Here is a 23,001-nt window from a genome sequence, read left to right as displayed (position 1 = left end):
GCGTTAAGCTAACAGTTAAGCATACTTTTCTGTGCCTCGCGTTGCGCATATATGCGTTGGCAAATTGGTGTTGTTTTAACACGTATAACCAAAAATTAACAATAAACCAATTAACAATTTAACCAATCATTATGCGAAAAATTCTACTAATGGCACTGCTGTTTTTGTCGCTTTTTGTATGCCCGCGGGCAGGGGCGCAAACCGCGTCCACGGTAATCAAGGGGACCGTGAGCGACGAAAAAAGGCTAACCCTGCCGGGCGTATCTGTACGAGCTAAAAACAGCCAGTCGGCCGCGATCACAGACAAGGATGGTAATTACAGCCTCAGCGTACGCGCCGGCACTACCGAACTTACCTTCTCTTTCATCGGGATGAAAACCCAGGATGTAGTTATCGGTAAACGAACCGTTATCAACGTTACTTTAATCAGTGTATCTACCGCCTTGTCTGATGTGGTAGTTATTGGCTACGGCCAGCAAAAAAGGCAGGACGTAAACGGCGCAATATCCTCATTAAAAGCAAGCGATTTTGCAAACGTGCCTCAACCCAGCGTAGATCAATTATTACAAGGCAGGGTTGCGGGCGTTACTGTTACGCAAAACTCCGGCGCGCCGGGTAGCCAAACATCGGTGCATATTCGTGGTATATCTTCACTGTCGGGTTCTAACGAACCTTTGTATGTAATTGATGGCGTACCCATTTTTGGCGATGCCAACAACCGCGCTACCAGTGGGCGTTCAGCTGCTTTGGGTAATAACGATGAAGTAGCCGTTAGCCCTTTATCATTGATAAACCCAAGTGATATCGAATCTATCGACGTATTGAAAGACGCATCTTCAACCGCAATTTACGGTTCGCGCGGTTCTAACGGTGTAATTATCGTCACTACAAAACGTGGTAAAAACGGAAATGCCCGTATAGGGTACGATAGCTACTACGGCTTTCAGCAACAGGGCAAATTTTTGCCTATGATGAACCTGCAGCAATATGCCGCCTTGCAAAATGCCCTTGCCGATAATGTGCAGGTCGCGCGTAGGTCGGAGTTTGCCTCGCCTGAGCTTTTAGGATTGGGCACCAACTGGCAGAACGAGGTTTTTCGCACCGCACCGCAGCAGAGCCATCAATTATCGGTTTCGGGCGGTAAGGATGGTACCGACTATTACGTTTCAGGCGGTTATTTTAACCAGGACGGAACCATTTTGGGCAGCAAATACAAACGCTACAGCCTGCGCTCAAACATCAACTCGCAGGTAAAAGAGTGGCTTAAGTTTGGTGCCGTAATAGGCGGCAGTCGCGCCGAAGAAAACCGCGGGTTGAGCGATAACAATGGTATTATTTACACCGCCTTGTTAAGCGCACCCGATGTAGCGGTGAGAAACCCCGATGGTACCTTTGCCGGTCCTATAACAACCGGTCCAAACGCTACCGGCGGTACTATTAACCCCGTTGCACAAGCATTGTCATTAACCAATACGCTGGTTAGGCATAACGTTAACAGCAGCCTGTATGCAGATCTGAAGCTATACCGCGACCTGACCCTTCGCTCGGAAGTTAACGGCGACTTCAATTGGTCTAAAGCGCTGCAATTTAACCCTACTTATGCATGGGGCGGCTTTGTAAACAAAACGGCAACGCTTAACGAGTCGTGGCAGAGCCAGTACTATTGGGGCTGGAAAGAGTATTTCTCTTACAACCACACCTTCGCTGCAAAACATAATATTTATGCCACTTTGGGTTACGAGGTTAACGAGGCGCAATGGAATGGCATCGGCGCTTTTGCCCAAAGCTTCTACAGCAACGATCTGCAGACACTTAACCTCGGCGATGCCAAATCGGCACGGGTGGATGAGTATAAAGGCAGCCAGTCGATGCAATCGGGTATTGCGCGTATAGTGTATACCTACAATGGCAAATATAGCCTTACTGCTACCGGCCGTTCAGATAGGTCTTCTAAGTTTTCTGAAGGGCACCAAACCGGCTTCTTTCCATCGTTGGCCATATCGTGGCGCTTATCCGAAGAGAAGTTTATGGCCGGCGTTAAAGGCGTTGCAGACAATATAAAACTTCGCGCCAGCTATGGCCAGGTGGGTAACCAAAACGTACCGAATTACCTGTATGGTGCTGCGCTTAAGCCATCGGCAACAGGCTTTGGTACAGGCTTCCTTATCGACAAGATTGCCAACGCCAACCTTACTTGGGAATCGGGTATTCAAACCGATTTCGGTATCGATTTTAGTTTGTTTAACAATAGGATAGAGGCATCGGCCGACTATTACGACCGTACTTCTAAAAACTTCCTTTTCCAGGCGGCTTTACCTGCATTTTTGGTGGGCGAAGGCGCGGGCGGCTCGTATTTGGGTGGCGTAAACCCGCCTTACTTTAACTCGGGTAAACTGAGTAACAAAGGCTTCGAGTTCTCTATCAACAGCAGGAATATTGCAAGTAAAGATTTCAGATGGAACACCACCCTCGTCTTCTCTCACTACAAAAACAAGGTGCTTTCGCTGGCCAACGGTACGCCATTTATTGCCGGTAACATTGCCAATGGCTTTTTAAGCAGGGGCGTTACCCGCACAGCAGTAGGGCAGGCCGTAGGCGAATTTTATGGCTACGTAACCGATGGTATATTTAAAAGCGATGCCGAACTGGCAAGTTCTATACCGCAATTTGGCCGCCCTATCGAGCGCAGCGCTACAGGCACCTGGTTGGGCGATATCAGGTATAAAGATTTGAATAACGATGGTAAGATAGACGAGAAAGACCAAACCTACCTGGGCAATCCTAATCCTAAATTCACTTACGGTATTACCAATACATTCTCTTACAAATCGGTCGACCTGAGTGTTTTCCTGAGTGGCTCGTACGGTGCCAAAATATTGAACGCATTGAACTACACTACCGCAGGCCTATCGGGCTTGTATGTTAACCAACTACAGTCATCAGCCAACTTCTGGAGCCCGAGCAACCCTACATCTAATATACCTGCGCCGCGTGGCGGGTTGGATAACCCCAACCTGTTCACGTCTGACAGGTTTTTGGAAAGCGGCTCGTACCTCAGGATACAGAATGTAAACCTGGCCTGGAACCTGCCGCAGCAATGGACGCGCAAAATAAAGATGAATAGGCTTAAGGTATTTGCCAATGGCCAAAACCTGTACACGTTCACCAAATACAAAGGCTTAGACCCCGAGATAGGCGCCATGAACCAAAACGTGTTTTTAACCAATATCGACCTGGGCAGGTATCCTTCGCCACGTACGGTAACCTTTGGTATCAACGCTGAATTTTAATCTATTAGGAGAATTTGAGATGAAAAAACATATAAAATATTTTATAAGCCTTGCGGCGATGAGCGTGATAGGTGTAACCGGCTGTAAGAAGGATTTCTTTAACCGCGCGCCCGAAGATGCCATTACGGTAGATAACTTTTACAAAACCAATGAGCAGGTTGCGGCCAGCACCAACGCGCTGTACAACTCGCCATGGTTCAACTGGAACAACAAAGCCGGCTGGGCCATAACCGAACTGGCCGGCGGTAACGGGCGTACGTATTCTGATGACGTTATCAGCCTGTTCAATTTCTCGCTTACCAATATTAACCCCCGCCTTGCCGATGCCTGGAATTCCCTGTTTACGGTTGTTGCGCAATCAAACGCGGTTATCAATAACGTGCCTAAAGCACCGGCATCGGTGGATAGAGCAGTTATGAATAACGCGCTTGGCGAAGCACATTTTATGCGCGCTATTGCCTACTTCCACATTGTAAGGCTTTGGGGAAATGTGCCCATTATAGAAAACAGCGAGGATTATGTGACCAACTTTCAGCTGAATACCAACCCGGTAGCTGATGTATACAAATTTATTATTAACGATTTGAAGTTTGCCGAAGCCAATTGCACCAAAATGACCCGCAACGGGGCAAACCAGGCGCAGGGCCATGTGTCAAGCGGCTCGGCATCGGCACTGTTATCTAAAGTGTACTTGTACATGGAAGATTACACCAACGCCCGTGCCGAAGCGGAGAAAGTGATAAACAGCGGCGAGTTTAAATTATACCGCGGTTACATTAACGATGCGCAAGTTGCAGCAGGTGGCTACACCGGCCTGGTTGACGGGAAGCTATACGACGACCTTTTTAAAACCGCCAATAACAACAACGAAGAATCTGTTGCGGCACTGCAATGGGCCGGCGGCGCATCCTATGGGCATGGTAACTCTATACAGGCATCATGGGCTATTAGTGGCGTTACCGGTACCGGCGACGGCTATTCGGTAATGGGGCCAACTATTGATTTGCAACGCGCTTACGAGCCGGGCGACAACCGCAAACATGCAACCATCATGCTGGCGGGCGATAAGTATCCCGAAATAAACCAGGCGGAAGGCGGCTTCACTGTGCCTGATAACGTAAACTCACAAGGTACCAAAGCCGGTATGAAAAAGTATGTGGTTGGTACACCGGCAGATAACGGTGGAGTTGGCGCAGCGCAATCTGCGGCTAATAACACCTACCTAATGCGCTATGCCGAAGTGTTGCTGATAGCCGCTGAATCTATTTTAGGTACAAACGCCAGCACCAGCGATCCGCTTGCATTAAGGTATTATAACATGATACGTAATCGTGCGGGTTTAAATACCGTAACATCGTTCACCAAAAATGATATCCTGCACGAGCGCCGGATGGAGCTTGCATTTGAGTTTGATTACTGGTTCGATTTGGGACGTATCGACGGATGGGACGGTATCATTAACGTGAACCACCCTAAAGCAGTTGCTATTTTAAGTAACCAGGAGCGCGGCACTTTCAGCAACGATACACCGCCGGTAGTTTATAGCCAAAAGAACGTAGCGCAGAGCTCATTCTTTGTGTTCCCGTACCCGCAAAGCGAAACTGCTACCGACCCTAAATTATTGGATCCACCGGTTCCTTATGTATTTAAATAATAAAGCCTGTTAACATGAAAAAGATATTCAATACACCTAAATACCTGCACTTGTTACTGGCAGTGCTGGTAACTATTGCAGTACAATCGTGCAAAAAAGATAATACCGCCAACTACGGTACAGGTGCGCCAACTATTACCCGTGTACGTACACTAACTAAAGATACCCTGGTATCGATAGAACACCGCCTTACGCTCGATTCGTCCTTAACGTACGATGAGCACCGGCCGGTACCATTCGATTCTACCACCACTTCAGGTAAAATTTATACGCCTTACATGATTGTGGGGACCAATTTAGGCTCCGCTACGCACATCTATATTAATGGGGTAGAGGTTTACTTCAACACTGCCTTAAGTACAGATAAGAGCATCATCCTCACCATACCAACCGATGTGCCTTTTAGCGATGCAAGCACGCCTAATAAACTTAAAGTGGTTACCCAGCACGGCGAGGTGGAGTTCGATTTTATTATAGAGCAACCTTTCCCGTCTATATCCTCGGTAAACTTTACAGCGGGTAACGCCGGCGACCTCATCACCATTAAAGGCACCACTTTCAATGGTTTAAGCAGTGTTAAATTTGGTACAACGGCCGCCGAAATTGTTTCGTCTACTGCAACTCAGGCTACCGTAAAGGTGCCCGCAGGTTTAACCGGGCCAAACGAAATATCGCTTACCACAACGGCTTCATTAGGTGGCGGTACTACTACAGGCCCATTGGCATCTAACGGCTATAACCCAACAAACAATGTAGAAACTTTCAGTACTGTACCATTTGGTTTTACGCAGTTAGGGTTCGATGATGAGTTCAAAAACGGCTGGTCGGATTATGGTTGGAGCAACTCGCCCGATAATAACAATACTACTAATGTATTGCGTGGCAGCAAATCTATTAAAGTGCAATACGCAGGCGGTTACGATGGTTTTGTGCTGCAGGCACCCGGCGATATCCCGGTTGTAAAAAGCATTAAAATGTCGGTTTACGGCGGTAAGGGCAGCGATAACAAAGTGATACATGTTATACTGGATTACAACTTCAGCGTTGCTGTATCTATTGTGGTAAAAGAAGGCGTCTGGACAAGTTTCAACATACCAATGTCGGCCTTTGCACCTGCGGGCGGTTCGGCACCTAAGAATTTTACTTCAATTGTGTTCCAGGAGTTTAGTGGCAACACTACGCTGTGGTACCTGGATGATATAGGTATTATATAACTCGTTAATAATTCCCCTACATGGCCGTCATCCGTTGCGGGCAATAGCAGCAAGGATGATGGCCTTTTTTATGAAATAACCGGGCATTGCCTAAACAAATGAAATTGAAGATAACATACATGTACGCCATATTAATTGCCCTGATAACGTTCACGGGCTGTAAAAAGGAAACCAAACCCGATACCACAATTGTAACGGCGGTGGAAGCAGGTAATGGCGGTGCTACCGGCCCCATCACATCACCAACCGACCCGGGTTTGGCGGTATCGCAAGGCTTTTTTCTGGATGGATGGGCGGGCAAAACGTTTGCAAAACCGGGTACGGTGAACGCGGAAAAACCAACTGCGGCAACAACCATAAACGTTACCGCCGATTTTGCACAGGTAATATCTAAAGTATCTAAAAACTTGTTTGGCAATAATGCCAATCCCTTCACCGGCCAGTATACAGATGCCGGGCTGGTACAAAACATCAGCAACCTGTCGCCAAATATTATCAGGGCACCGGGAGGTAGTATATCCGATATTTACTTTTACGACTTGCCCGCCGGCAGTAAACCAACAGATGTACCCGCACAGCTATTAAAAGCCGATGGTACGCCCGATGCCTCCACCGGTTATTGGAGCGGTAAGGTTACCGATAGCTGGTCGATGACGTTAGATAATTATTATGCCCTGCTGCAAAAATCCAACAGTACCGGTATTATCACCGTAAACTATGGGTATGCGCGCTACGGTTTAAGCGAGCACCCTGTAGAAACCGCTGCGCATTACGCTGCCCAGTGGGTGCGAAAGGATAATGGCCGTACCAAACTGTGGGAGGTGGGGAATGAGAACTTCGGCAACTGGGAAGCTGGTTACCGTATTGATGTAAGCAAGAACAAAGACGGGCAACCGGAGATTATAACCGGGCAGCTTTACGGTACGCACTTTAAGGTTTTTGCCGATTCGATGCGGAAGGCTGCTGCTGAGGTTGGCGCAACTATAAAAATTGGCGCAGTAGTTACCGAAACCGATGATAAAAATAACAGCACGGGCGGTAAAGACTGGAATGCAGGTGTAATGGCTGCCGCCGGCGCTTCTCCCGATTTTTATGTGGTGCACAATTATTACACGCCCTATAACCAAAACTCTACACCCGAGGTTATACTGGCCACACCGGCCGCCCACACGGCATCAATGGTTAGTTGGGTGAACCAGTCGGCGCAGGCTGCGGGTGCTCCGCTAAAGCCATTGGCATTGGATGAGTGGAATATATTTTCAACAGGCTCCAGGCAGCAAGTGTCTTCTATTTGTGGTGTACACGCGGTGCTAACCTTAGGCGAACTCATCAAAAACCAGTTCAGCATGGCTTGCCGCTGGGATTTGGCGAACGGTGGCAGCGATGGTAACGACCATGGCCTTTTCTCCTACAATCAGGATGGCGTTGCAAACTTTACGCCCCGCCCGGCTTTTTATTACCTGTATTATTTCCAAAAATACTTTGGCGACAGGATGATCAGTTCTTCGGTAACAGGGAGTAACGATATTATAAGCTATGCCTCATCTTTTAATTCGGGCGAGGCCGGCGTTACGCTTATTAATAAAAGTAATGCAGACAAGGTGGTAAACATCAATTTTAAAAACTATTATACCGGCAGCAATTATATCTACTATACCCTAAAAGGCGGCACGGATAACGCACCATTTTCGGGCAAGGTATTAATAAACAACAACGGCCCGGCGGGTGCAGTAGGAGGGCCGGCAAATTACACATCGCTTGCTGCATATTCTTCGTCAACAAGCGGTGGTATAAAAGTGGCCGTGCCTGCGTATGGTGTTGTGTTTTTAGTGGCCGATAAAAAGTAATCGGGCTCAGTTACACCACCTTCTGATCCGATAAATACTTCTTAGGGCTTTTACCAAACTTTTTGGTGAAAGACCGGCTGAAGTTCGACGGCTCAGAGAAACCAACTTTATACCCAATCTCGGATATGGTGAACTCGCCGGTTAGCAGCAATGCCGCGGCGTGTTCCAACCGGGTGTTGGTAATAAAATCGTGCGCGGTTTGGTTGGTAAGCGCGTTGAGCTTGCGATATAATTGCCGCCTGCTCATTTTTAAGGCCGTAGCCAGTTTATCGATATCAAAATTGAGGTAGGAGAGGTTGTCTTCGATGATCTTGACTACCTTTTTCAAGAACTCTTTATCAATATCAGCAATGGCCGATTCTTCGATAGAAACATCGGTATGTACGGAGAAACGTTCGCGTAGCTTTTTGCGCGATTCGAGGATGTTGTTTATCCTCGCGGCAAGCAGCGTTACATTGAAAGGTTTGGCAATGTAATCGTCGGCACCGGCGTTGTAGCCTTCTATCTTATTTTCGTCGGTTTGTTTGGCCGTGAGCAGGATGATAGGGATATGGCTTGTTTTTTCGTCGGCTTTTAGTTTATTGCAAAGCTCCAAGCCATCGCCATCGGGCATCATAATATCGCTGATAACAATATCAGGGATAAGGTCTACGGCTTTTTTGAGGCCTTCAACACCGCTCACCGCTTGTTCTACATGGTAGGCGCCTTCCAGTTCATCGGCAATGTATTCGCGCAGGCCCTGGTTATCTTCTACAATTAATACGATAGGGATGCTGCTCATTTTTTCTTCGGAAAGCCTGGTGTTGCTTGTTGCACTGCTTTCGGTTATGGCAGGTAATTGAACCGACAGTTCTTCCGTTGCGAAGTTTTCTTCGCCAACCGGCAGGCGTACAATAAAATCGGTGCCCTGGTTTTCGGCATCGGCAACCAAAATCTCGCCTTTGTGCAGTAACACGAGTTCGCGGGTGAGCGCCAACCCAATACCGCTCGATTCGTTTTCGAACCGCGAACTTCCCTTTATCTGAAAAAAAATATCGAATATCTTGTTCTTCAGTTCATCGGGTATGCCTACGCCCGAGTCTTTAATGTGTATTTCTATAGCGTTCTTCTGTTCGCCATCCTGCATGGTTATCATACCCCGTTTCACCAGTATCATGATCACACCAAAATCGGGCGTGTATTTAAACGCATTGGGGATAAGGTTATACAGTATCTTTTCCAGTTTATCAGTATCTATCCAGGCATCCAGCTGGTCAACCTTTAGGTCGAGGTAGTAATTGATGTTACGTTCTTTTGCCCTGTCGGTAAAGGCGTAAAATACTTTTTTCACCAAAGCAATAACATCTATTTTGCTTGCTTCGAGATTAAAGCCGCCCGTCTCCACCTTGCGGAAATCTAAAAGCTGGTTCACCAAATTCATTAGCATCGATGCGTTATCAAACACCAGTCCGCTATATTTCTTCGCCTGCGTAACAGTGATATGCTCGTTCTTGATCTTCCACAAAGGGTCCAGTATCAGCGAGAGCGGTGTGCGCAGCTCATGCGACAGGTTGGTGAAGAAGTTTAGCTTCAGTTGGTTTAATTCCTTCGTTTTTTCGGTAAGGAGTTTTTGGTAGTGCACTTCGCTCTTCAACTTCTCGCGCGATTCTACCTCGCGGTAAAGCAAATACAACAAAGCCGCTACTGCTGCAATATAAACCAAATAGGCCCAGGTGGTTTTCCAGAAGGGCGGCATAATGTTTATCTTCAGGGTAGTACCTGCCTCGTTCCAAAGCCCATCGTTATTGGAGGCTTTTACCCGGAAGGTGTAGGTGCCCGGGTCCAGGTTGGTGTAAGTGGTTTTGCGCTCCGTGCCTACGTAGTTCCAGCCGGCATCAAAACCCTCGAGCATATAGGCATACTGGTTACGCTCGGGCACGGTGTAGCCAAGGGCCGCATACTCAATGGTAAATACCGATTGGTCGTACGCCAACGTAATCTCGTGATTGGTATTTATATTTTGTGTTAGGGGAGGTTTATCCGGCGTAATAGGCACCGGTTTGTTAAATAGCTGGAAATCGGTAATTACCACGGGAGGGATATTAGGATTATCCCGCAAACTTCCCGGCATAAATACGTTGAAGCCTTCTAAACCGCCAAAAGCAATTTGCCCGTTATTCAGGCGGTAACCTGCACCTATGCTAAACTCATTACTTTGCAGCCCGCTTGCGCTCGTGTAGTTCTTAAAGGTTTTCTTCAGCGGGTCAAAACAACTAATACCGTTATCGGTACTCAGCCATAACGAGCCGAATTTATCTTCTACAATGCAGTTAACAATGTTGTTGGCCAGCCCGTCGCTCTCGGTAAAGCGGGTAAAGTTATTATGTTCAGCATCAAACAAACACAGGCCGCCGCCCATGGTACCTATCCAAATATTGCCTTTGCTATCGCCAAAAATGGAGAATACGGCATCGCTGCCCAAATTATTTACCGCCTTGCTGTACGATGTGTAGTTGCCCGTGGCCGGGTTATAAACAATAACGCCGTGCGCCACCGTGCCTATCCATATATTACCCTGCGCATCTTCATACAGTGCACGGATGTAGTTGGCTTTATTTTGATGCTTGCCAACCTTCAAGACAATGTTGCTGAATTTATTGGTAGAGGGGTTAAACACATTTACGCCGCCGCCATTAGTACCTATCCATATATTGCCCAGTTTGTCTTCCAGTAAGGCATAAACCGATTGATTGTTCAGGCTATTAGCACCACCGGGCTTATAATAGGTGCGTGCTTTAGTTTTGATGTTTACCCGTGCCATGCCTGCATCGTAAGTGCCTACCCATAGGTAGTCTCTTTGGCGGCTCAGTTTCATGCACAGCACCGCCAGGCTGGGGAAATAATTGTCTTTAGCTGCCGGGCTAAAGGCTTCAAATTTATTGTTGTGCGGCGTCCAGCGGTAAAGGCCGGTGCCATCGGTACCCAGCCATATGTCGCCATCGGGTACTTCGCTAAATGAGGTTACAATGTTGGCGTTGATGTTTAATGCATCGGTACCAAAGTTTTTGTACAGGTTGAACTTGAACTGGTTTTTATCGTATTTATTGATGCCCTTGGCATAGGTGCCTACCCACAAAATGCCCTGGTCGTCAACCAATAACGACGAAATAGAGCTGCTGCTTAGGCTGCGCACATCCTTCAGGCTTTGTTGGTAGTGGGTGAAGGTATTGGCAACCGGGTCGAAAAGTTCCAAAGCCAACTCAGTAGCTACCCATAGCTTGCCGCTGCCATCATTATAAAGCGCACGTATCACGTTGTCGCGCAGCCCGGTTGGGGTGCTTAGGTCGCGGTGGTAGGTTTTAAAGGTTTCAGTTTTTTCATCGTATAAGTTCAAACCATCTACCGTGCCTATCCAAACCTTGCCTGCGGCATCTTCATAAATGGTATTTACCGTATTGGCGCTCAGGCTGCCTTTTACCCCTGTATCGGCGCTGTAGTGTTTAAAGGTGTTTGTGCGCTTGTTCCATTTATTAAGCCCGAAGAGGGTGCCTATCCATAGGTTATCATAGCTATCCTCGTAAATGCAATTGATGTTATCTAATTGCGTGTAGTTAAATGCATGCGGCACCAGCTTTTTGGTTTTTGAGTTGTAAACGTTTACCCCCGCTACGGTACCCACCCAAAGGTTGCGCTGCCGATCCTGGTAAATAGATTTGATAATTTTAGCGCCTATCTTTTCGTCGCCTTTATCCGCCGTAGGTATCGGGCTGAACGAATCTGTATTGCGGTCGTAAAGCGCCATGCCGCCGCCCACTGTGCCTACCCACAGGTTGCCGTCGTGGTCTTCCAGCATGCAGCGGATATTATTATTAGGGATGCTTTTCTTATCAGCAGGGTCGTTACGGTATACCTTGAATTTATAGCCGTCGTACTTATTAAGCCCATCCTGCGTGCCGAACCACATAAAGCCAAACCTGTCCTTTAAAATACAAACCACACTGCTTTGCGATAAGCCGTTGGCCGTGGTAAGGTGCGTGAACTGAACAACCTGTTTGCCTTGCCCGCTTGCCACAATGGTGCTCAATAAAAAAACGGCAGCAGACAGCCATCGCGTTAGCTTAAAAGCAGCTGATAGTTTAACCATACGGGGGATAGAAAGTAAAAAATAAGGCATAAGAATATCTTATACGGTTTACATCGCAAAGGGGCTCAGGCTTTGCAATTGGCATAACATTAAAAATAAGCCTGTAATTAAATAACCGCCAAGTTAACGGTTAATGGGCTTTTATAATTGGTTTTTCGGTCTCCGGGCTAAAATTAACATATCTGCCTGCTGTAAAAGCATTTTACACTGCATTTAGCTGTATGCTGATAAGTGTATGGCATGTATTGATAAATACCTGAAGGCATCGGCTCCGGTGATCTTTTAAACAAGTTTAGGGCTTAAAACACTAAAAAAAGCATCAAAAAGGGGCTTTGCATCAATTGATAAGTTATGGCACGCCTTGATAAGGGCATCCGCCGGCCCGTTGCCTAACATTGTGCCAAATGATAATGCCTCATCATTAGGCGACATCATTAACCAATTATAATAATACTGCTTCGCGATAAACCAAGGCTGCACGAGCGCCACAACCGCGAAGGTATAACATGCTAAAAAGAATTTATGCCATTGCATTGCGGCCAACCAATCTGCATGCAGGCTTATTGTTAAACCAAACCAATTTAAAATGAGAGAACCTATACATCAAAACTTTTAACGGCGGCCCTATTTCCCCTCAGCGAGTTTGCGGGGCCTCAACAAAAACGAAACAGGTTATTTAGGCTGTAGTGTGAGAAGCTGCACGCCAATTGCCAATACTGTTTCTGTTCCAAACCAATTTTAAAACCTAATTAAATTCAACCAACCAGTTGTTTATGAAAAAACTTATTTTCCTGGCCTTTTTAGGCCTTGTTTTTCTGAATACCGCATTTGCCCAGGCACAAAAGGTGTCGGGTGTGGTAATGGGCGATGACGGCCTGCCGCTGATAGGCGCAACCGTTTATAATAAAGCATCCATAAAAACCGCCGCCGTAACCGATACTAAAGGCGCATTTTCTATCAACGTACCAACCAACGCCATATTGGTAGTGAGCTACATTGGCTACAAAACACAGGAATTTCAATTAAAAGGCGAAAGCTCGGGCGTTAAAATTACACTTGCTTCGGGCAATGCTTCGCTGAGCGAGGTAGTAGTTACTGCCCTCGGTATCAAAAAAGAGAAAAAATCATTAGGCTACGCCGTTACCGAAGTAAAGGGCGGCGAACTTACCGAAGCCCGCAGCGTGAATATTGCTAACGGCCTGGAAGGTAAAGTAGCCGGTTTGAACATATCGCCACCGGCAACAGGTGCTAACGGTTCTACCCGTATCACCATCAGGGGTAGCGGTTCTATCTCGCAGGATAACCAGCCGCTTATTGTGGTAGATGGTGTACCCATCAGTAACGATGCTACCAAACTTGGCCCGATAGTATCGTGGACAAAAGGTGACGCACAAGGTTACGATAAAGGCGACGGTATATCGCAGCTCAATCCGGATGATATCGAAAGCATTAGCGTACTGAAAGGTGCTACGGCTGCTGCACTTTACGGTTCGAGAGCATCAAACGGTGCTATACTCATCACATCAAAATCTGCCAAAAACGGGCAGGGCATAGGTGTAGAGCTTGGCTTGAACGCTGCCATGGAAAACCTGCTGATACCTAACCTGGGTTACCAAACCGAATACGGGCATGGTACGGGCGGTGTAAAGCCAACTACCGTAGCGCAGGCAAAAGCCGGCCGTTTTAGCTGGGGCGGTAAATACGATGGTACCGACGCTATGTTTTACGATGGCGAACTACGCCCATACGTAATACAGGATAACAACTACGCTAACTTTTATAAAACAGGTAGCAGTATTACCAGCAACGTTGCCGTAACCGGCTCTACCGAGAGCACCCGCTACCGTTTATCGTACAGTAACCTTAACTACGATGGTATTTTGCCAACTAATACTACCAACCGTAACAACTTCTCGCTGAACCTTACCACCAATCAGGGTAAAAAGCTTACCGTGGCAGTGAATGCTAAATATATAGCGGAGAGAACGCATAACAGGCCACGCGTATTGGGCGAGGGCGGTAGTACTACCTTTGCTATTCTGGCTTTGCCTCAGGATATTCCGTTATCATTACTTCGCGAGAAAAAATACACTGCTGCAGGTTACGAAAACCCCTGGAACGATAACCTTTTCACCATTAACCCATACTATGGTGTTGAGGATTTTAAGGAAGACGACCACAAGAACAGCATCATTGGTTCTATCGAGCCTAAATACCAGTTCACCAGTTGGCTGTATGCTAAAGCACGTTTCGGCTTAAACTACTTTAACTATGCGCAAAGCGAAATTATCCCCTACGGTACATCTTACCAATTGCGCGGTGGTTTAACCCAGCACAACCGTACTTACAACGAACAAAACACCGAGTTTACCTTGGGTGCCAATAAAAATATCACTAACGACCTAAACTTTAACGCTATTGCCGGTGCCAACTTCATGAAAATGGCTGTTGACGGTAATGATTTTGTAGCCAACAATACCTTCAACATCCCATTCTTCTACAACGTATCCAACATCGATCCGGTGAACCGCAACTACAGCACTTCGCGTTACGATAAGCGTATCAACTCCGTTTTCGGTACGGTAGAGTTATCTTACAAAAGCTATTTGTACCTGAATGGCGCCGTGCGTAACGATTGGTTCTCAACCCTGGCCACCGGCAAAAACAGTATCCTTTACCCATCGGTAGGTGCAAGCTTTGTGGTTTCGGAAGCGTTTAAACTGCCAACAGTATTCAATTACTTAAAGGTACGCGGTGCATGGGCACAAGCCGGCGGCGATACCGAGCCTTATAGCCTGGCGCTTAACTATAACCTGAATGGTGCTAACCTTGGTGCACCAATAGGCCAGATAAACAATACCACTATCCCTAACAAAAACCTGCAGCCGTTAACCTCTACCACATCGGAGATCGGCGTAGAGACAAGGATGTTTAACGACAGGTTCAACTTTGATTTTACGGTTTACGACCGCCAAACCAAAAATGACATCGTAGCTGCCACCGTATCATTAGGTTCAGGTTATACCAGTGCATTATACAACGTAGGGCAGATCAGCAACAAAGGTATCGAGTTATTAATTGGCGGTACACCTATTAAAGCAGGTGCTTTCAACTGGAACACCTCCTTCAATTTTGCTTATAACAAAAGCGAGGTGGTGAGCCTTTACAACAACCTTACCACGCTGCGTGTAGATCAAAGCCGCTACGGTACATCATTTGTTGACCAAATAGTAGGCAAGCCATTCGGCCAAATAACCGGTTTCGATTACAAGCGCGATGCTGCGGGTAACATTGTTTACAGTGCCGGCGGTATCCCGCAAAAAGGTAACCTAATTACATACGGTTCGGGCGTGTCGCCTTATACCTTGGGTTTCACCAACACTTTTACCTACAAACGCATATCGTTAAGCACGCTGATAGATGCTAAATACGGCGGCTACATTTACTCAGGTTCAAAAGCTTTCCAATACCGTTTTGGTTTAGCTCCCGAAACACTTGCAGGCCGCGATGGCGGTATAATAGGCGTGGGTGTTAACGAGCAGGGTACGCCTAACACCGTGCGTGCAACCGCGCAAGATTACTGGGGTAACGTGCATGCCAACATAGCAACCGTATCGGTATTCAGTTCAGACTTTATTAAGCTAAGGCAGATCATCCTTAACTATCAATTGCCAACATCTTTATTAAATAAAATAAGTGTTAAAAGCGCCACTATTGGTTTAGTAGCCCGCAACGTAGCCATTCTGATGAAGAAAACAGGCTCGTTGGATCCGGAATCTAACTACAACAGCAGTAACGCGCAGGGTTTAGAGTACGGTAGTGCACCCACTACCCGCAACATAGGCCTTAACCTTAACATTAAGTTTTAACATTTAAAAAAGCATTAAAATGATACGTAAAATATCAATTATAACACTTGCTGCGGTGGCGTTTGCTTCCTGCACCAAAGATTTTGAGGCCATAAATACCAACCCGAACGTGCCGGTATCGGTGCCTAACGATTACCTGCTTGCAGCATCGCAAGTGCAGTTAGCCGGCTCTCACAACCCCGACCCAAAATCGTGGCGTAACAATATACAGTATGCGGCCTGCATTATGCAGCAAATGGCCTCTACCGATTTGAGCGCATACGGTGGTAGTTTTTATACATCTACCCAAAACGGCTTTTCGGCTTATTTTGAAGATGCTTATGCAAATTCTATTAAGAACGAAGTAAACCTTATTGGCCTTACTAAAGAGGCCAAAGATGTGAACATCAATTCGATGGCGCGTATTTTAAAGGTGATGGATATGGCTGTGATGACCGATATGTATGGCGATGTGCCTTACAAAGAAGCCGGTAAAGGTTATACCGATGGTAACTTCAATCCTGCTTACGATACCCAGCAGTCTATCTACACCGATATGCTTACCGAGTTAGAGCAGGCCGGTGCAGCTTTAAGCGCAACGGCTTACATTCCAACAGCATCAGATTATATCTACAGCGGCGATATTGCTAAATGGAAACGTGCGGCCAATACCCTGATGCTGCGTTTGGCTATGCGCCTGCAAAAAGTAGATGCAACCATGGCGCAAGCCTGGGCTACAAAAGCTTTAGCTGGCGGTATCATCACCAGCAGCGCCGAAAACATTGCCATAAGGTTTGAGGGTGTTGCGCAAATAAGCTCTAACCCTAACTCGTGGACCTTAGGCCCGGGCTCGCGTAATATTGCTGCTGTAAACGGTGTGCAATGGGGCAAAACCTTTATCGATATGATGAAAACCCGCAACGATCCGCGCCTGCCGCTTGTTGCCGCTCTTAAAAATGGCGATGCTACAGTAGCTAACCAGGTTGGTTTGCCAAATGGTATCACCACCAATGCGTTGGTAACTTTAACGCCATCAAATCTGGATCTGTACTCGCGCCCTTCGGCACGTATGTATGCCAACAACAACCCCTGGATATACATGACCTACGCCGAAGCCCGCTTATTACAGGCTGAAGCTATTGAGCGTGGCTGGGCTACGGGTACGGCTGCTACTGTTTTTGCAGATGGCCAGGCCGCTGCCTTAAACCAGGTTTATGGTACAGTAAAACCTTCGGTAACAGAGATAGCTACTTATGCTGCTGCCAATGCTTACCCTGTTGCAGGTACACTGGCCGATAAAATGAACGCTATACATACCGAGTTGTACTTGCTGCACGCTGTTACCTTAAATGGTGTTGAGGCATGGTCCGACTGGAGAAGGACTGGCTACCCTGTAATTACCCCAATAAACTATGTGGGTAACGAAACTAACGGTACCGTACCCCGCCGCCTTAAATATTCACCCGGCGAGTTCGGCGTGAACCCAAATGTAAATGCCGCCATCAGCAGGCAAGGTGCCGACTTGTTTACCACCCGTATTTGGTGGGATAAACAATAGAAGAAGTTTTTTAAACCTTGTAATTCCTTTTTGCTCTTCACCCTCTTTTCGCTTGCGGAGAGAGGGTGAAAAGCGAAGCGAACCCGAGATGGGTCGAAGGGGAATGCTTAGAGAAGACTTATATATAATGAAGGATAACCGCAGAGATTTTATAAAAAAAGGTGCCTCACTGGCAGCCGCGCTATCGTTTGGTGGTACGGCTGCCTCTGCGGCCAATTCGGAAGCATACAAACAAGGAATAAAGAACGCGAAGCGACAAAGCGCCCTGGTGCGCGATGCCGGGATGCAATTTTGCGAATCGTACTTTTTCGGCATGAATCCGCAAAAAATAGCCCTCACCAAACAAATGGACGTGTTGGGCGCCGTAGCAGGGATACATGCGGCACACGCCGGTGCAAACGCAAAACCATGGGAGTTAGATACCATAAAAGCAAACGTAAAAGCCTGGGAAAACGTGGGGCTTAAACTGCGGGTGATAGAAGGCCCGCCGTCGCTTGGCGAAAAAACAAAACTGGGGCTGGCGGGGCGCGACGAAGAGATAGCCAACTTTATCACCTTCATGAAAAACCTGTCTAAAGCTGGCATCGATACCATTTGCTATAACTGGATGCCCGTTATAGGCTGGTACCGCACCAGTAACGATAAACCCGGCAGGGGAGGCGCTTTGGTTACCGCATTCGATTATGAGGATATAAAAAATGCACCGCTTACTAAATACGGGCAGGTATCTAAAGATCTGCTCTGGAAAAACCTGGAATATTTTTTAAAAGCCGTGGTACCCGAAGCCGAGAAAGCCGGCATTAAACTGGCCATGCATCCCGATGACCCGCAGGTAGATAGCCTCAGAGGCATCTCCCGTATCATGACGACGGTACCGAATTTCGATAGAATGCTGAAACTGTACCCAAGCCCTAATAATGGTATCACCATGTGCCAGGGCAACTTCTCGCTGATGGGGGTGGATATTCCTGATACCATCCATCATTTCGGTAAAGAGAAAATCCATTTTGTTCACTTCAGGAATGTAAAAGGGGGGAAGTTCAAGTTCGAGGAAACCTTTCACGATGAGGGACAGATAGATATGTACAAGGCCATGGAAGCTTATTACAAAATAGGTTTCACGGGCGCCATTCGCCCCGACCATGTGCCTACCATGGCAGGCGACAGTAACGAAAACCCGGGCTACAGCACCATTGCCGTACTTTACGCCATTGGTTACATGCGCGGTTTAATGGAAGCGGTGAGTAGAGCCTAATAACACTAAACTTATGAATAAGAAATTTATACTTTCTGTTTTGCTGCTGGCGGGTTCGCTGGCGGTAAAAGCACAGCAAGTTGGCGCATCGCCGGAATATATTAAAACACTAACCGCCAAATGGAAAGGCGAACGCTTTGCCGATGGCAGGCCAAAGGTATCCGATGCCCTATTAGCGCGGCTTAAAAATATTTCGCTGGAGGATGCCTGGGGCGTATTAAAAAACAAAGGCTTTGTAAATCAGTTCGAGGGCGATTGGCAAATTATTAATCCCGATAGCCCCATGGTTGGCCGCGTAGTTACTGCCCAATACATGCCCGCCCGGCCCGATCTGTTGGAGGTTGTAAAAGCACAAGGCGCTGCAGAGGGCAGAGGTCAACAAGGCGGCAATAACTCATGGCCTATTGATATTTTGGTTGATGGCGATGTATACGTGGCCGATGGCTTTGGCAAAATAGCCGACGGTACGCTGATAGGCGATAACCTCGGAAATTCCATCTATGCTAAATCGCACAGGGGCGTGATATTTTATGGTTCGGTACGCGATGTTGAAGGGTTGAGTGCTATAAAGGGCTTTAATGGCTGGGTGAAAGGTACCGACCCTTCTTATCTGTTGCAATCTACCGTTACTACAATCAACAACCCGATCCGCATTGGCAGGGCTACCGTTTTGCCCGGAGATGTGGTGCTGGCCAAAAAGTACGGTACGGTATTCATCCCTGCTTATTTGGTTGAAGAGTTGGTGCTCACCTCAGAAGTTACCGCCCTGCGCGACCAGTTTGGCCATCAGCGCCTGCGCGAGAAAAAATACCTGGCCGGTCAAATAGACAGCAAATGGACCGAAGAAATAAAGGCCGACTTTTTAAAATGGGTGAACAATTACCCCGGCAAACTCCCTATGACCAAAAAAGAGCTGGACGATTACTTAAAAGACCGCAACTACTAACACTACCTGCAAGGCAACATCTTATAAATGAAGAATAAATTATACACTATAGCCATGGTGCTGGCGGCATTATGTTTTTGGGTGGCTTTAGCGCTATCATTCGCGGGGCATACCGGTAATGCGGGCCCGCTTTACATAGGCGGGTTTATTATGCTGGCTATCGGCTTCCGCAGATCGGCTTTGCTGAAGGGCTTTGCCTACACGCTTTGCATTTTTGCAGCGGTAGCCACAGCGCTTTACTACCCGCAATATTTCCAGGAATACAAGGGCTTTAAATTTGCAAAACTAATAACGCCCCTTATTCAGGTAATCATGTTCGGGATGGGTACCTCCATGAGCCTGCACGATTTTGTAGGCGTGGTAAAAATGCCTAAAGGGGTCTTCATTGGCGTGTTCAGCCACTTTTTAATTATGCCTTTGATAGGTTATACGCTTGCCAGCCTGAGTGGCTTCCCGCCCGAAATTGCTGCGGGTATAATTTTGATCGGCTGTTCGCCAAATGGTATGGCATCCAATGTAATATCTTACCTCGCCAAGGCAAACCTTGCGCTGTCTATCACTATTACAGCGGTGTCTACTTTGTTAGCGCCGGTGATCACCCCATTACTCATGAAGCTTTTTGCCGGTGCTTTTGTGCAGATACATGTGGTTGATATGATGTGGGATATTACCAAAATGGTGATACTGCCCATAGCTGCCGGGCTTATCTTCAATAAGTTTTTGAGCGGAAAAGCCAAATGGCTGGATAATGCCATGCCGGTGGTATCTATGCTTGGTATTGCTTTTATCATCGTGATCATCACCGCAGCGGGGCGTAACAGTTTGCTTACCATTGGCCCCTTGCTGATACTGCTGGTACTGATACACAACTTGTTGGGGTATACGTTGGGCTATTGGTCGGGAAGGTTATTTAAAATGAGCGAGCGCGACTGCCGTACCATTGCTATAGAGGTAGGCATGCAAAACGGGGGATTAGCTTCGGGCTTAGCTAAAGAGATGGGCAAAATGGCTACGGTTGGCCTTGCCCCTGCGGTATTTGGCCCCTTGATGAATATTACGGGGTCTATACTGGCTACTTGGTGGCACCGAAAACCACCTGAAGAAAAGGCAGTATAAAGGCTTGGGTAAGGTTTTGCTTTAAATTTTACAAAATACCCCAATAAATTGTTGCTGTTTGTAATTGGTTAATAACCAGTTTAATATGCCAATATTGGTCCTTTGTGCTTTCGGTTGTGAAGCCTGAGAAACGATATGCGCGTTACTTTTACTAACCGTTTCTGAATTTCTTCGAAAAAAAAGTAATATTTTAAATATCTGATTATTAGATATTTGCGATTTTAGCCTTTCTGCTTTGATACAAAGCTTCCGAAATCTAAAGCATCTTGGATACACGGCTTTGATTTTATTCTCCTGTAAATTAACCACTTGTAAATATTTTGAAATTTTATTTGTAGAATTAGAAAACAAACGTACCTTTGCAATCCCAAAACGAAGGGAATATTTGAAAGCGACTTTCGAATAAATGAAATGAAAAGTTTAGAAGTGTTAAAACTTCAAAAGCATATAGCCGAACCGCGAGGAGAAGCGCAAAGTTCTTTTAAGAAATGGATAATCATGTAGCGTAACGACCGCAAGGTAGTTATAATACAAATATGGTAGATAATGTAAGAGAATATTTTTTTACAAGTTTCTATTGATTGAGTTTAATAGGGCTTGGATACAAACAAACACATTATACAATGGAGAGTTTGATCCTGGCTCAGGATGAACGCTAGCGGCAGGCCTAATACATGCAAGTCGGACGGGATTTGGGAGCTTGCTCCTGATGAGAGTGGCGCACGGGTGCGTAACACGTATGTAACCTACCTTAACCAGGGGGATAGCCTCTCGAAAGAGAGATTAAGACCGCATAATATTATCGAATAGCATTGTTTGATAATCAAATATTTATAGGGTTAAGATGGGCATGCGGAACATTAGCTAGTTGGTAAGGTAATGGCTTACCAAGGCTACGATGTTTAGGGGATCTGAGAGGATGGCCCCCCACACTGGTACTGAGACACGGACCAGACTCCTACGGGAGGCAGCAGTAAGGAATATTGGTCAATGGGCGGAAGCCTGAACCAGCCATGCCGCGTGCAGGAAGACGGCCCTATGGGTTGTAAACTGCTTTTGTACCGGAATAAACCTTTGGTCGTGACCGAAGCTGAATGTACGGTAAGAATAAGGATCGGCTAACTCCGTGCCAGCAGCCGCGGTAATACGGAGGATCCGAGCGTTATCCGGATTTATTGGGTTTAAAGGGTGCGTAGGCGGCCTATTAAGTCAGGGGTGAAAGACGGTAGCTTAACTATCGCAGTGCCTTTGATACTGATGGGCTTGAATGTAGTTGAGGTAGGCGGAATGTGGCAAGTAGCGGTGAAATGCATAGATATGCCACAGAACACCAATTGCGAAGGCAGCTTACTAAGCTAAGATTGACGCTGAGGCACGAAAGCGTGGGGATCAAACAGGATTAGATACCCTGGTAGTCCACGCCCTAAACGATGAATACTCGATGTTGGCGATATACGGCCAGCGTCTAAGCGAAAGCGTTAAGTATTCCACCTGGGGAGTACGCCCGCAAGGGTGAAACTCAAAGGAATTGACGGGGGCCCGCACAAGCGGAGGAGCATGTGGTTTAATTCGATGATACGCGAGGAACCTTACCCGGGCTTGAAAGTTAGCGAATGGAGCAGAGACGCTCCAGTCCTTCGGGACGCGAAACTAGGTGCTGCATGGCTGTCGTCAGCTCGTGCCGTGAGGTGTTGGGTTAAGTCCCGCAACGAGCGCAACCCCTATGTTTAGTTGCCAGCATGTAATGATGGGGACTCTAAACAGACTGCCTATGCAAATAGAGAGGAAGGAGGGGACGACGTCAAGTCATCATGGCCCTTACGTCCGGGGCTACACACGTGCTACAATGGGCAGTACAGAGGGCAGCTACCTGGCAACAGGATGCCAATCTCATAAAGCTGTTCACAGTTCGGATCGGGGTCTGCAACTCGACCCCGTGAAGTTGGATTCGCTAGTAATCGCGTATCAGCAATGACGCGGTGAATACGTTCCCGGGCCTTGTACACACCGCCCGTCAAGCCATGGAAGCTGGGGGTGCCTGAAGCCGGTAACCGCAAGGAGCCGTCTAGGGTAAAACCGGTAACTGGGGCTAAGTCGTAACAAGGTAGCCGTACCGGAAGGTGTGGCTGGAATACCTCCTTTCTGGAGCA

Annotated in this window: 11 protein-coding genes and 1 rRNA gene; 10 read left to right on the top strand and 2 right to left on the bottom strand. The window is 47.0% G+C overall.

Annotated features, from left to right (window positions below; genetic code table 11):
* The first annotated feature begins 131 nt into the window (after window positions 1–131).
* The 4 genes from BC343_RS12560 (at window position 132) to BC343_RS12545 (ending at window position 8,005) form a co-directional block, all read left to right on the top strand.
* Window positions 132–3,290, top strand: coding sequence for a SusC/RagA family TonB-linked outer membrane protein (locus BC343_RS12560; protein WP_078348141.1), 3,159 nt, complete (start codon window positions 132–134; stop codon window positions 3,288–3,290).
* A gap of 19 nt (window positions 3,291–3,309) precedes the next feature.
* Window positions 3,310–4,944 carry a RagB/SusD family nutrient uptake outer membrane protein gene (locus BC343_RS12555; protein ID WP_078348140.1) on the top strand — a complete coding sequence of 545 codons (1,635 nt, stop codon included), beginning with the start codon at window positions 3,310–3,312 and terminating at the stop codon, window positions 4,942–4,944.
* A 14-nt stretch (window positions 4,945–4,958) separates the two neighbouring features.
* Entirely contained in the window at window positions 4,959–6,158 is a 1,200-nt protein-coding gene (locus BC343_RS12550) for an IPT/TIG domain-containing protein (RefSeq protein WP_078348139.1), read from the top strand.
* 98 nt (window positions 6,159–6,256) lie between these two features.
* Window positions 6,257–8,005, top strand: coding sequence for a hypothetical protein (locus tag BC343_RS12545; RefSeq protein WP_078348138.1), 1,749 nt, complete (start codon window positions 6,257–6,259; stop codon window positions 8,003–8,005).
* A 10-nt stretch (window positions 8,006–8,015) separates the two neighbouring features.
* Here the strand turns inward: BC343_RS12545 and BC343_RS12540 are convergent, their stop codons facing one another.
* Both BC343_RS12540 and BC343_RS12535 read right to left on the bottom strand, forming a co-directional pair.
* Complete coding sequence (locus BC343_RS12540) at window positions 8,016–12,158, bottom strand: hybrid sensor histidine kinase/response regulator transcription factor (protein ID WP_078348137.1); 4,143 nt, start codon at window positions 12,156–12,158, stop codon at window positions 8,016–8,018.
* A gap of 252 nt (window positions 12,159–12,410) precedes the next feature.
* Complete coding sequence (locus BC343_RS12535; RefSeq protein ID WP_078348136.1) at window positions 12,411–12,662, bottom strand: hypothetical protein; 252 nt, start codon at window positions 12,660–12,662, stop codon at window positions 12,411–12,413.
* A 239-nt stretch (window positions 12,663–12,901) separates the two neighbouring features.
* Here BC343_RS12535 and BC343_RS12530 point away from each other — a divergent pair, with 239 nt between their 5' ends.
* The 6 genes from BC343_RS12530 (at window position 12,902) to BC343_RS12500 (ending at window position 22,993) form a co-directional block, all read left to right on the top strand.
* A complete protein-coding gene (locus BC343_RS12530) occupies window positions 12,902–15,997 on the top strand; it encodes a SusC/RagA family TonB-linked outer membrane protein (protein ID WP_078348135.1) in 3,096 nt (1,031 codons plus the stop codon).
* A gap of 19 nt (window positions 15,998–16,016) precedes the next feature.
* Window positions 16,017–17,534: a SusD/RagB family nutrient-binding outer membrane lipoprotein gene (locus BC343_RS12525; RefSeq protein ID WP_078348134.1), complete on the top strand. Its 1,518-nt coding sequence runs from the start codon at window positions 16,017–16,019 to the stop codon at window positions 17,532–17,534.
* 127 nt (window positions 17,535–17,661) lie between these two features.
* Window positions 17,662–18,789 carry a mannonate dehydratase gene (locus tag BC343_RS12520; protein ID WP_078348133.1) on the top strand — a complete coding sequence of 376 codons (1,128 nt, stop codon included), beginning with the start codon at window positions 17,662–17,664 and terminating at the stop codon, window positions 18,787–18,789.
* 13 nt (window positions 18,790–18,802) lie between these two features.
* The gene (locus BC343_RS12515) at window positions 18,803–19,735 is read left to right on the top strand and encodes an RraA family protein (protein ID WP_078348132.1); all 933 of its coding nucleotides are present in this window, start codon (window positions 18,803–18,805) and stop codon (window positions 19,733–19,735) included.
* 27 nt (window positions 19,736–19,762) lie between these two features.
* Complete coding sequence (locus BC343_RS12510; RefSeq protein ID WP_078348131.1) at window positions 19,763–20,851, top strand: bile acid:sodium symporter family protein; 1,089 nt, start codon at window positions 19,763–19,765, stop codon at window positions 20,849–20,851.
* Window positions 20,852–21,471: 620 nt separating this feature from the next.
* Window positions 21,472–22,993: ribosomal RNA gene (locus tag BC343_RS12500) — 16S ribosomal RNA — on the top strand.
* The last annotated feature ends 8 nt before the right edge of the window (window positions 22,994–23,001 follow it).

Origin of the sequence: Mucilaginibacter pedocola, assembly GCF_002013915.1 — a bacterium.
GTDB lineage: Bacteria > Bacteroidota > Bacteroidia > Sphingobacteriales > Sphingobacteriaceae > Mucilaginibacter > Mucilaginibacter pedocola.
Note: the sequence above shows the minus strand (reverse complement) of the source record. Positions and strands in the feature narration are given on the sequence as shown.